Annotated in this window: 14 protein-coding genes and 3 pseudogenes; 8 read left to right on the top strand and 9 right to left on the bottom strand. The window is 68.1% G+C overall.

Annotated elements, in window-relative coordinates:
* Positions 1 to 167: 167 nt before the first annotated feature.
* Positions 168 to 416, top strand: coding sequence for a hypothetical protein (locus BLW44_RS00235; RefSeq protein WP_060928228.1), 249 nt, complete (start codon positions 168 to 170; stop codon positions 414 to 416).
* Positions 413 to 793: a BLUF domain-containing protein gene (locus BLW44_RS00230; protein WP_254775099.1), complete on the top strand. Its 381-nt coding sequence runs from the start codon at positions 413 to 415 to the stop codon at positions 791 to 793. The genes BLW44_RS00235 and BLW44_RS00230 overlap by 4 nt, the downstream gene beginning before the upstream one ends.
* Positions 794 to 872: 79 nt before the next feature.
* Here BLW44_RS00230 and BLW44_RS18125 read toward each other — a convergent pair whose 3' ends face one another.
* Together BLW44_RS18125 and BLW44_RS18120 are read right to left on the bottom strand one after the other, a co-directional pair.
* On the bottom strand, positions 873 to 1,241 hold the full coding sequence (locus BLW44_RS18125) for a hypothetical protein (protein WP_254775098.1): 369 nt from the start codon (positions 1,239 to 1,241) through the stop codon (positions 873 to 875).
* Complete coding sequence (locus tag BLW44_RS18120) at positions 1,225 to 1,737, bottom strand: alpha/beta fold hydrolase (protein ID WP_254775097.1); 513 nt, start codon at positions 1,735 to 1,737, stop codon at positions 1,225 to 1,227. Before BLW44_RS18120 ends, BLW44_RS18125 begins: the two co-directional genes overlap by 17 nt.
* A gap of 98 nt (positions 1,738 to 1,835) precedes the next feature.
* On the opposite strand from BLW44_RS18120, the gene BLW44_RS00220 reads away from it, so the two are divergent.
* From BLW44_RS00220 to BLW44_RS18615, 5 genes and pseudogenes are all read left to right on the top strand, one after another.
* Positions 1,836 to 2,786: a TIGR03885 family FMN-dependent LLM class oxidoreductase gene (locus BLW44_RS00220; protein WP_074731484.1), complete on the top strand. Its 951-nt coding sequence runs from the start codon at positions 1,836 to 1,838 to the stop codon at positions 2,784 to 2,786.
* Between the two features lie 10 nt (positions 2,787 to 2,796).
* Positions 2,797 to 3,515: pseudogene (locus BLW44_RS18705) on the top strand (alpha-amylase family glycosyl hydrolase); the annotation flags it as partial.
* A 330-nt stretch (positions 3,516 to 3,845) separates the two neighbouring features.
* Positions 3,846 to 4,619 (top strand): alpha-amylase family glycosyl hydrolase, encoded by a 774-nt coding sequence (locus BLW44_RS18700; protein WP_476703352.1) that lies wholly within the window; start codon positions 3,846 to 3,848, stop codon positions 4,617 to 4,619.
* Positions 4,620 to 4,766: 147 nt separating this feature from the next.
* A complete protein-coding gene (locus BLW44_RS00210; RefSeq protein ID WP_074731482.1) occupies positions 4,767 to 4,982 on the top strand; it encodes a hypothetical protein in 216 nt (71 codons plus the stop codon).
* A gap of 165 nt (positions 4,983 to 5,147) precedes the next feature.
* Positions 5,148 to 5,504, top strand: a pseudogene (locus BLW44_RS18615) (sugar ABC transporter substrate-binding protein); the annotation flags it as partial.
* Between the two features lie 154 nt (positions 5,505 to 5,658).
* Here BLW44_RS18615 and BLW44_RS18610 read toward each other — a convergent pair.
* From BLW44_RS18610 to BLW44_RS18490, 5 genes and pseudogenes are all read right to left on the bottom strand, one after another.
* Complete coding sequence (locus BLW44_RS18610; RefSeq protein WP_083389560.1) at positions 5,659 to 6,417, bottom strand: extracellular solute-binding protein; 759 nt, start codon at positions 6,415 to 6,417, stop codon at positions 5,659 to 5,661.
* Positions 6,418 to 6,857: 440 nt separating this feature from the next.
* Positions 6,858 to 8,521, bottom strand: a pseudogene (locus BLW44_RS00195) (alpha-amylase family protein).
* Positions 8,518 to 8,841 (bottom strand): hypothetical protein, encoded by a 324-nt coding sequence (locus BLW44_RS18500; RefSeq protein WP_338061373.1) that lies wholly within the window; start codon positions 8,839 to 8,841, stop codon positions 8,518 to 8,520. The pseudogene BLW44_RS00195 and the gene BLW44_RS18500 overlap by 4 nt, the downstream one beginning before the upstream one ends.
* Positions 8,813 to 9,382, bottom strand: a complete 570-nt coding sequence (locus BLW44_RS18495; protein ID WP_338061372.1) for an LLM class flavin-dependent oxidoreductase — start codon at positions 9,380 to 9,382, stop codon at positions 8,813 to 8,815. The genes BLW44_RS18500 and BLW44_RS18495 overlap by 29 nt, the downstream gene beginning before the upstream one ends.
* Positions 9,325 to 9,483, bottom strand: a complete 159-nt coding sequence (locus tag BLW44_RS18490) for a hypothetical protein (protein ID WP_338061371.1) — start codon at positions 9,481 to 9,483, stop codon at positions 9,325 to 9,327. The genes BLW44_RS18495 and BLW44_RS18490 overlap by 58 nt, the downstream gene beginning before the upstream one ends.
* Before the next feature lie 98 nt (positions 9,484 to 9,581).
* Between BLW44_RS18490 and BLW44_RS00185 the strand changes: the two genes are divergently transcribed.
* On the top strand, positions 9,582 to 10,448 hold the full coding sequence (locus tag BLW44_RS00185) for an alpha/beta fold hydrolase (RefSeq protein WP_060928217.1): 867 nt from the start codon (positions 9,582 to 9,584) through the stop codon (positions 10,446 to 10,448).
* A 20-nt stretch (positions 10,449 to 10,468) separates the two neighbouring features.
* Here BLW44_RS00185 and BLW44_RS00180 read toward each other — a convergent pair whose 3' ends face one another.
* Positions 10,469 to 10,909, bottom strand: a complete 441-nt coding sequence (locus BLW44_RS00180) for a BLUF domain-containing protein (RefSeq protein ID WP_060928218.1) — start codon at positions 10,907 to 10,909, stop codon at positions 10,469 to 10,471.
* On the bottom strand, positions 10,906 to 11,154 hold the full coding sequence (locus BLW44_RS00175) for a hypothetical protein (RefSeq protein WP_060928228.1): 249 nt from the start codon (positions 11,152 to 11,154) through the stop codon (positions 10,906 to 10,908). Before BLW44_RS00175 ends, BLW44_RS00180 begins: the two co-directional genes overlap by 4 nt.
* Positions 11,155 to 11,180 lie beyond the last annotated feature (26 nt).

Raw genomic sequence — 11,180 nt, 5'->3', positions numbered from 1 at the left:
GCGAGTGCCCCCGCGAGGAACAGGGCGGGGACGGCGACGAGGGTGCGAGTGTTCATGAGTCCAGCTTCGCCGGAGCGGCTCGCCGCGGCATCGTGCGCGCGATGCATCGGCATCACTCTGGAGGATGATTCGGAGCCCACCGCATCCGCGATATGTACGCTGGTGCCATGGCTGATCCATCGTCGTCTCCGTCTCGCCCGCTGTGGGCGAGCGTGGCCGACGGGTTCTACGTCGGCAGTCGGGACGGCACCTTCCTCGGCTACGTCGACCGGCTGGCGGACGGCGCCTGGCGTGCCTTCGATGCCGCGTCACGCGCGATCGGCGACTTCGCCGACCACCACGCCGCCATGGCCGCCGTGACGACGGTCGTGACAGTCGACGGAGGGGCCGGGACGCGCGGAGGGGATGCCGGATGACCGCTCAGAACCCGCTCGTCTCGCTGGTCTATTCCAGCAGTGCCACGCATCCGTTCGGCGACGATCAACTGGCCGAACTCCTGAGCGTGAGCCGCAGCCGGAACAGTGCGCGCGACATCACCGGGATGCTGCTGTACCGACGTGGCGAGTTCGTCCAGATCCTCGAAGGTGCGCGGTCGGATGTCGAGAGCCTGATGGCGACGATCGGCAGGGACCCTCGACACCGCGACATCCGGGTGCTCCTGGAAGAGCCGCTGCATGAGCGTCGGTTCGCGGAGTGGACGATGGGTACCAGTCGCTCGCCGCCGCGGAGCCCGCGATGGCGGAGGGATACCGCGACTCGTTCGATGACCTCCGTGCGGGCGATCACGACATGATCGGACGGGCGATCATGGAGCTCACGCTGTGGTTCCGCGTGCGCGAGTCCGTGGGGTGAAGCCCGAGCCCTGGCGGGCATCACGACTGATCGAGGACGGCGCGGAGCTTCGCGGCGAACGCCTCCGGCTGGCCGGCGTACCCGAACTCGCCACCCATGAATCCGCCGTGATGGCTGGGGAAGACGGTCGCCTCCTGGCCGAGCTCCTTCGCGAGGGCCACCGCCGTGCGGCCGGTGTAGACCGCGAGGGATTCCTCTCCGACGGCGACCACGATCCGTGTGGGGGAGGCCCTCAGTGCATCGAGGTCCGGCGTGTAGAGCGGCACCGCCCATGAGCGGTCCGAGAGCAGCGGGTCGTCGCGCGAGCCGTCGTCCTCGGTCGGCAGCCCGAATGCCGCGGGTCGGGCGCCGGCTGGGCGAAGTACTCGTCGGTCAACTCGCCCTCCCACGCGGTGAGGCGATGAACCCTGCCATCCCGGCACCCCAGCCGCGCGCCTGGTACAGCTGCGTGTACGCGATCCTGGCGCGATGGACGGCATCCGCATCGGGGAGCACCGCATCGATCGGCGGTTCATGGGCGACGAGGGTCACGACGTCATCCGGATGCGCTGTGAGGAGAGCGAGCGCGGTCACCGCCCCGCCGCTGCTCCCGAACAGGTCGACCGGACCCACTCCGAGAGCCTCGATGATCGCGTGCACATCCTCGGACTGCGCCTCCGGCTCATTCGTCACTTCGCCGTCGGTGCGACGGCTCCGACCGAGGCCCCGCGGGTCGTACGTCACTACCGTGCGGTCATCGAAGAGCTTCACCTGAGCCTGGAAGCCGCTGGCGTCCATCGGCTGGCCGATCATCAGCAGGGGAGGCCGACCGTCAGCGGTGGGGAGCGGCCCGTGGACGTCGTAGACCAGCTCCGCTCCGGGTAGCTCCAGCGTGTGCTGCGTCATGGAAGACCTCCGAGGGGACGATGTCCGTGCATCTTCCCAGGCCGCGGACGAGGTGTCCACCTCTCCCGAAAGTCGCTCTTCCTTGGAAGACTCGACCCATGGTGTTCATCGGTTTTCATGCGTCGCACGAGCAGATCGCACCGAGCGCCCTGCTGGATGCCGTCATCGGCGCCGAGCGCGCGGGGTTCGACGGAGCGATGTGCTCCGACCACCTCGCGCCCTGGACGCGGGCACAGGGAGAATCGGGATTCGCGCTGAGCTGGATCGCCGCCGCGCTCGCGTGCACCGACTTCTCCATCGGCATGGTCAACGCGCCGGGCCAGCGGTATCACCCGGTCATGATCGCGCAGGCGTTCGCGACACTCGAGGAGATGTTCCCCGGCCGCTTCTGGGCGGCGATGGGCAGCGGCGAGGCGGTCAACGAGCACGTCACCGGCGAGGGATGGCCGGCCAAGAGCATCCGCAACGAGCGGCTGAGAGAGAGCGTCGACGTCATCCGTCGCCTGATCGCCGGCGAGGAGGTCGACCACGAGGGGTTGGTGCGCGTGCACCGTGCCCGGGTGTGGAGCCGGCCTGCGGAACCGCCGCCCCTGTTCGCGACGGCGGTGAGCGCCGAGACCGCCGAGTGGGCCGCGTCGTGGGCGCAGGGTCTCGCGACGGTCGCGCAGGAACCCGCCGCTCTGCGCCGCGCCGTCGAGGCCTACCGCGGTGCGGGAGGCGCGGGCCCCTGCATCCTGCAGGTGCATCTCAGCCTGGCCGAGAGCGATGACGCGGCGTTCGCCATCGCCCGCGACCAGTGGCAGAACGGGCTGCTGTCGCCACCGGTCACCTGGGATCTCGAGCAGCCGGAGGACTTCGAGGCCGCGGTCGCCGGGCTCGACCTGGAGGATCTGCGAAAGTCCGTCCTCGTCGATCACGACACCTCGTCGCTCGCTGACCGCATCGCCGAGCTCGTCGAGATCGGCTTCGACCGTGTCTATCTGCACCACGTGGGCACCGAGCAGGCAGGGTTCCTGGACGCCGCGGCATCCGAGCTGATCCCGCCCTGAAGGAGCGACTGTGAAGATCACCGACACCAGCGACCTCTGGTGGAAGACCGCCGTCATCTACTGCCTCGACGTCGAGACCTTCCTCGATTCGAACGGCGACGGGGTCGGCGACCTGCAGGGGCTCTCGCAGCGCATCGACTACCTGGCGCAGCTCGGCGTCACCTGCCTCTGGCTGATGCCGTTCTACCCGACTCCCGATCGCGACGACGGCTACGACGTCAGCGACTTCTACGGCATCGACCCTCGTCTCGGCAACCACGGCGATCTGGTCGAGGTGATCCGCACCGCACGGGATCGTGGGATGCGCGTGATCGTCGACCTGGTCATCAACCACACCTCCGACCGGCATCCGTGGTTCGTCTCCGCTCTGCGCAGCGTCGATTCGCCCTACCGCGACTACTACGTCTGGCGCTCTGACGCGCCGCCGAAGGGCAGAAGAACGCCGTCTTCCCCGGACAGGCCAACGGGATCTGGGGCAAGGACGAGAAGTCAGGGCAGTGGTACCAGCACAGCTTCTACGAGCACCAGCCCGACCTGAACCTTGCCAATCCGCGCGTGCGAGACGAGATCGCCAAGATCATCGGTTTCTGGCTGCAGCTGGGCATCTCCGGGTTCCGGGTCGACGCTGTTCCCTTCCTCCTCGAGATCCCGGAGGGGGTGGACATCCCCGAGCCGCACGACATGCTGCGTGACATCCGGCGGTTCCTGCAGCGGCGGTCGAGTGAGGCGATCCTCCTCGGCGAGGTGAACCTGCCGTACGAGACGCAGGTGGAGTACTTCGGTGGGAGAACGGCGACGAGCTCACCATGCAGTTCGACTTCGTCGGGATGCAGGCGCTGTATCTCTCGTTCGCGCGCCAGGATCCGGCTCCTCTTATCGCCGCACTGCGGGATCGTCCCGTGCTCGGACCCGAGGTGCAGTGGGCGAACTTCCTGCGCAATCACGACGAGCTCACCCTCGACAAGCTCAGCGACGCCGAGAGGCAGGAGGTGTTCGAGGCCTTCGCGCCGGATGAGCGCCAGCGCGTCTTCGGCGCGGATCACCCGGCGGCTGCCCCCGATGCTCGGCGGCGACCCCCGCCGCATCCGCATGGCCTACAGCCTGCTGTTCACGCTGCCCGGCACGCCGGTGCTGTTCTACGGCGAGGAGATCGGCATGGGCGAGAACGCCGAGATCTCCGGACGTGAGGCCGTGCGGACGCCGATGCAGTGGTCGGCCTCCCGCAACGGCGGATTCTCGGATGCCGCCCCGCGCCGCCTCACGGCCAAGCCGCCGTCCGACGGCTACGCGCCCGAGCACGTGAACGTCGCCGCCCAGCTCGTCGATCCGGACTCACTGCTCTACTTCGTCCGCGCCCTCACCTCGCGCTACCGCATCTCGCCGGAGCTCGGATGGGGCACGTTCGAGGTCGTCGACCAGCCGGCCGACTCGCTTCTCGTGCACTCGCTCACGGCAGACGTCGGCCGGGTCATCGCCCTCCACAACTTCGCGGAGGTGCCGGTGACGACGACGTTCCGAGTGGCCGACGAGCCGGACGGCACCACCCTGCTCGACCTGCTCGAGCCCTCGCACATCCCCTCGGCCCCGACGGCGCGGTGGAGCTGGAGGTCGCGGCGTACGGCTATCGCTGGCTGCGGGTCTCACGGCCCGGCGACGGCCGGGTCGTCTGAGGACCGAGAGACCTCGGGCTACCAAGCCCGAACGCTGACGCGACCCTGCACGCGTCAGGCCTTCGCCGTACCCATCCGAGCGAGCCCGCACCCTCGACATCTTGACAGTCCTGAGTTTTGTATACAGAATACCAACAGGTCTGAAGGCGTTTTCTTCCAATGATGAAAGAGGTAGCGAGATGGCACGTGCGAACCTGAAGCGATACCTGGCTCTGGGCGCAGCCGGCGCTCTGGCTCTGGGGCTCTCGGCATGCAGCGGAGGCGGCGGGGGAGGCGGCGGCGTCGACGCCGACGGCAACGCGACGGTGGTGTGGTCGACCTGGGGACGGCCGACGAGCTCACCCGCTACGAGGAGTTCAACAAGGACTTCATGAAGCGCCACCCCGACATCAAGGTCACGCTGCAGCCGTCGCGACTACGGCGACTACCACTCCAAGCTGCTCGCGCAGCTCACGAGCAACACGGCTCCGACGTCTTCTACGTGGGCGACGACAAGATCGGCAGTTCGTCGACTCGAAGCGGCTGATGCCGCTGGGCGAGCTCATGGAGTCGAAGGAGAGCAAGACAAGAAGGACGACTTCTTCCCGGCCTCTTCGGAGCGGCCGAGCTCGACGCGAGGTGTACGCCGCCCCGAACGACTCGAACCCCGACGTGTTTCTGGTACGACAAGAAGGCGCTCGAGGCGGCTGGCATCACCGAAGATCCGGCGAACCTCGCCGAGAGCGGCGAGTGGACGACCGACAAGTTCCTCGAGATGAACGAGAAGCTGCACGACGCCGGCCTCACCGGAACGATGTACTGGAACTACTGGGCCACGCACTGGAGCTGGCTCTCGTCTCAGGGGCTCGACGCTCCCTATGACGAGTCCGGGGCGTTCGTCGCCCACGAGGACTCCGAGACGGTCGAGTCCGTGCAGCAGCTCGGCGATCTGTTCCAGGACGGCACGTTCGTCGTGGCCGACTCCCTGCCCGACGGCGCGGGTGCCGACAGTGTCTTCGTCACGCACAAGGCGGGCTTCTTCGTGCAGGGTCGCTACACGATCGGCACGGTCGACGCCACGGGCGAGCAGGACAGCTACGACATCGTGCCGTGGCCGACGCCGACGGCGAGGCTGCGCCACCGGAGTCGCGACGAGCTTCCTCGCGATCAACGGCAAGACCAAGGTGAAGGATGCGGCCTTCACGTTCTGGACCGAGTTCCTCTCACGCTCGAGGGCCAGGACGTTGATCGCGAGGAAGCTCCGTCGCGACTCCGGTGGGCGCAGCCTCGCCGTCGGGCCGGTCGGCCACGGCACGATGTCGTAGCTGTCCCTGCTCGCCCGTGGCGTCGACCCGTGCCGGATCGTGTAGCGACCCTGCACGAAGAAGCCCGCCTTCGTGCGTGACGAAAGACCACTGTCGGCACCCGCGCCGTCGGGCAGGGAGTCCGGCCACGAACGAACGTGCCGTCCTGGAAACAGATCGGCCGAGCTGCTGCACGGACTCGACCGTCTCCGGAGTCCTCGTGGGGCGACCGAACGCCCCCGGACTCGTCCATAAGGGAGCGTCGAGCCCCTGAGACGAGAGCCAGCTCCAGTGCGTGGCCCAGTAGTTCCAGTACATCGTTCCGGTGAGGCCGGCGTCGTGCAGCTTCTCGTTCATCTCGAGGAACTTGTCGGTCGTCCACTCGCCGCTCTCGGCGAGGGTCGCCGGATCTTCGGTGATGCCAGCCGCCTCGAGCGCCTTCTTGTCGTACCAGAACACGTCGGGGTTCGAGTCGTTCGGGCGGCGTACACCTCGCCGTCGAGCTCGGCCGCTCCGAAGAGGCCGGGGAAAGAAGTCGTCCTTCTTGGTCTTGCTCTCCTTCGACTCCATGAGCTCGCCCAGCGGCATCAGCCGCTTCGAGTCGACGAACTGGCCGATCTTGTCGTCGCCCACGTAGAAGACGTCGGGAGCCGTGTTGCTCGTGAGCTGCGCGAGCAGCTTGGAGTGGTAGTTCGCCGTAGTCCGCGACGGGCTGCAGCGTGACCTTGATGTCGGGGTGGCGCTTCATGAAGTCCTTGTTGAACTCCTCGTAGCGGGTGAGCTCGTCGGCCGTCCCCCAGGTCGACCACACCACCGTCGCGTTGCCGTCGGCGTCGACGCCGCCGCCTCCCCCGCCGCCTTCCGCTGCATGCCGAGAGCCCCAGAGCCAGAGCGCCGGCTGCGCCCAGAGCCAGGTATCGCTTCAGGTTCGCACGTGCCATCTCGCTACCTCTTTCATCATTGGAAGAAACGCCTTCAGACCTGTTGGTATTCTGTATACAAAACTCAGGACTGTCAAGATGTCGAGGGTGCGGGCTCGCTCGGATGGTACGGCGAAGGCCTGACGCGTGCAGGGTCGCGTCAGCGTTCGGGCTTGGTAGCCCGAGGTCTCTCGGTCCTCAGACGACCCGGCCGTCGCCGGGCCGTGAGACCCGCAGCCAGCGATAGCCGTACGCCGCGACCTCCAGCTCCACCGCGCCGTCGGGCCGAGGGGGATGTGCGAGGGCTCGAGCAGGTCGAGCAGGGTGGTGCCGTCCGGCTCGTCGGCCACTCGGAACGTCGTCGTCACCGGCACCTCCGCGAAGTTGTGGAGGGCGATGACCCGGCCGACGTCTGCCGTGAGCGAGTGCACGAGAAGCGAGTCGGCCGGCTGGTCGACGACCTCGAACGTGCCCCATCCGAGCTCCGGCGAGATGCGGTAGCGCGAGGTGAGGGCGCGGACGAAGTAGAGCAGTGAGTCCGGATCGACGAGCTGGGCGGCGACGTTCACGTGCTCGGGCGCGTAGCCGTCGGACGGCGGCTTGGCCGTGAGGCGGCGCGGGGCGGCATCCGAGAATCCGCCGTTGCGGGAGGCCGACCACTGCATCGGCGTCCGCACGGCCTCACGTCCGGAGATCTCGGCGTTCTCGCCCATGCCGATCTCCTCGCCGTAGAACAGCACCGGCGTGCCGGGCAGCGTGAACAGCAGGCTGTAGGCCATGCGGATGCGGCGGGGGTCGCCGCCGAGCATCGGGGGCAGCCGCCGGGTGATCCCGCGCCGAAGACGCGCTGGCGCTCATCCGGCGCGAAGGCCTCGAACACCTCCTGCCTCTCGGCGTCGCTGAGCTTGTCGAGGGTGAGCTCGTCGTGATTGCGCAGGAAGTTCGCCCACTGCACCTCGGGTCCGAGCACGGGACGATCCCGCAGTGCGGCGATAAGAGGAGCCGGATCCTGGCGCGCGAACGAGAGATACAGCGCCTGCATCCCGACGAAGTCGAACTGCATGGTGAGCTCGTCGCCGTTCTCCCCACCGAAGTACTCCACCTGCGTCTCGTACGGCAGGTTCACCTCGCCGAGGAGGATCGCCTCACTCGACCGCCGCTGCAGGAACCGCCGGATGTCACGCAGCATGTCGTGCGGCTCGGGGATGTCCACCCCCTCCGGGATCTCGAGGAGGAAGGGAACAGCGTCGACCCGGAACCCGGAGATGCCCAGCTGCAGCCAGAAACCGATGATCTTGGCGATCTCGTCTCGCACGCGCGGATTGGCAAGGTTCAGGTCGGGCTGGTGCTCGTAGAAGCTGTGCTGGTACCACTGCCCTGACTTCTCGTCCTTGCCCCAGATCCCGTTGGCCTGTCCGGGGAAGACGGCGTTCTTTCTGGCCCTTCGGCGGCGCGTCAGAGCGCCAGACGTAGTAGTCGCGGTAGGGCGAATCGACGCTGCGCAGAGCGGAGACGAACCACGGATGCCGGTCGGAGGTGTGGTTGATGACCAGGTCGACGATCACGCGCATCCCACGATCCCGTGCGGTGCGGATCACCTCGACCAGATCGCCGTGGTTGCCGAGACGAGGGTCGATGCCGTAGAAGTCGCTGACGTCGTAGCCGTCGTCGCGATCGGGAGTCGGGTAGAACGGCATCAGCCAGAGGCAGGTGACGCCGAGCTGCGCCAGGTAGTCGATGCGCTGCGAGAGCCCCTGCAGGTCGCCGACCCCGTCGCCGTTCGAATCGAGGAAGGTCTCGACGTCGAGGCAGTAGATGACGGCGGTCTTCCACCAGAGGTCGCTGGTGTCGGTGATCTTCACAGTCGCTCCTTCAGGGCGGGGATCAGCTCGGATGCCGCGGCGTCCAGGAACCCTGCCTGCTCGGTGCCCACGTGGTGCAGATAGACACGGTCGAAGCCGATCTCGACGAGCTCGGCGATGCGGTCAGCGAGCGACGAGGTGTCGTGATCGACGAGGACGGACTTTCGCAGATCCTCCAGGTCGAGCCCGGCGACCGCGGCCTCGAAGTCCTCCGGCTGCTCGAGATCCCAGGTGACCGGTGGCGACAGCAGCCCGTTCTGCCACTGGTCGCGGGCGATGGCGAACGCCGCGTCATCGCTCTCGGCCAGGCTGAGATGCACCTGCAGGATGCAGGGGCCCGCGCCTCCCGCACCGCGGTAGGCCTCGACGGCGCGGCGGCAGAGCGGCGGGTTCCTGCGCGACCGTCGCGAGACCCTGCGCCCACGACGCGGCCCACTCGGCGGTCTCGGCGCTCACCGCCGTCGCGAACAGGGGCGGCGGTTCCGCAGGCCGGCTCCACACCCGGGCACGGTGCACGCGCACCAACCCCTCGTGGTCGACCTCCTCGCCGGCGATCAGGCGACGGATGACGTCGACGCTCTCTCTCAGCCGCTCGTTGCGGATGCTCTTGGCCGGCCATCCCTCGCCGGTGACGTGCTCGTTGACCGCCTCGCCGCTGCCCATCGCCGCCCAGAAGCGGCCGGGGAACATCTCCTCGAGTGTCGCGAACGCCTGCGCGATCATGACCGGGTGATACCGCTGGCCCGGCGCGTTGACCATGCCGATGGAGAAGTCGGTGCACGCGAGCGCGGCGGCGATCCAGCTCAGCGCGAATCCCGATTCTCCTGTGCCCGCGTCCAGGGCGCGAGGTGGTCGGAGCACATCGCTCCGTCGAACCCCGCGCGCTCGGCGCCGATGACGGCATCCAGCAGGGCGCTCGGTGCGATCTGCTCGTGCGACGCATGAAAACCGATGAACACCATGGGTCGAGTCTTCCAAGGAAGAGCGACTTTCGGGAGAGGTGGACACCTCGTCCGCGGCCTGGGAAGATGCACGGACATCGTCCCCTCGGAGGTCTTCCATGACGCAGCACACGCTGGAGCTACCCGGAGCGGAGCTGGTCTACGACGTCCACGGGCCGCTCCCCACCGCTGACGGTCGGCCTCCCCTGCTGATGATCGGCCAGCCGATGGACGCCAGCGGCTTCCAGGCTCAGGTGAAGCTCTTCGATGACCGCACGGTAGTGACGTACGACCCGCGGGGCCTCGGTCGGAGCCGTCGCACCGACGGCGAAGTGACGAATGAGCCGGAGGCGCAGTCCGAGGATGTGCACGCGATCATCGAGGCTCTCGGAGTGGGTCCGGTCGACCTGTTCGGGAGCAGCGGCGGGGCGGTGACCGCGCTCGCTCTCCTCACAGCGCATCCGGATGACGTCGTGACCCTCGTCGCCCATGAACCGCCGATCGATGCGGTGCTCCCCGATGCGGATGCCGTCCATCGCGCCAGGATCGCGTACACGCAGCTGTACCAGGCGCGCGGCTGGGGTGCCGGGATGGCAGGGTTCATCGCCCTCACCGCGTGGGAGGGCGAGTTGACCGACGAGTACTTCGCCCAGCCGGCGCCCGACCCCGCGGCATTCGGGCTGCCGACCGAGGACGACGGCTCGCGCGACGACCCGCTGCTCTCGGACCGCTCATGGGCGGTGCCGCTCTACACGCCGGACCTCGATGCACTGAGGGCCTCCCCCACACGGATCGTGGTCGCCGTCGGAGAGGAATCCCTCGCGGTCTACACCGGCCGCACGGCGGTGGCCCTCGCGAAGGAGCTCGGCCAGGAGGCGACCGTCTTCCCCAGCCATCACGGCGGATTCATGGGTGGCGAGTTCGGGTACGCCGGCCAGCCGGAGGCGTTCGCCGCGAAGCTCCGCGCCGTCCTCGATCAGTCGTGATGCCCGCCAGGGCTCGGGCTTCACCCCACGGACTCGCGCACGCGGAACCACAGCGTGAGCTCCATGATCGCCCGTCCGATCATGTCGTGATCGCCCGCACGGAGGTCATCGAACGAGTCGCGGTATCCCTCCGCCATCGCGGGCTCCGCGGCGGCGAGCGACTGGTACCCCATCGTCCACTCCGCGAACCGACGCTCATGCAGCGGCTCTTCCAGGAGCACCCGGATGTCGCGGTGTCGAGGGTCCCTGCCGATCGTCGCCATCAGGCTCTCGACATCCGACCGCGCACCTTCGAGGATCTGGACGAACTCGCCACGTCGGTACAGCAGCATCCCGGTGATGTCGCGCGCACTGTTCCGGCTGCGGCTCACGCTCAGGAGTTCGGCCAGTTGATCGTCGCCGAACGGATGCGTGGCACTGCTGGAATAGACCAGCGAGACGAGCGGGTTCTGAGCGGTCATCCGGCATCCCCTCCGCGCGTCCCGGCCCCTCCGTCGACTGTCACGACCGTCGTCACGGCGGCCATGGCGGCGTGGTGGTCGGCGAAGTCGCCGATCGCGCGTGACGCGGCATCGAAGGCACGCCAGGCGCCGTCCGCCAGCCGGTCGACGTAGCCGAGGAAGGTGCCGTCCCGACTGCCGACGTAGAACCCGTCGGCCACGCTCGCCCACAGCGGGCGAGACGGAGACGACGATGGATCAGCCATGGCACCAGCGTACATATCGCGGATGC

The organism is Microbacterium hydrocarbonoxydans (assembly GCF_900105205.1).
GTDB lineage: Bacteria > Actinomycetota > Actinomycetes > Actinomycetales > Microbacteriaceae > Microbacterium > Microbacterium hydrocarbonoxydans.
The sequence above is the reverse complement of the archived record's forward strand: the minus strand, read 5'-3'. Positions and strand labels throughout refer to the sequence as shown.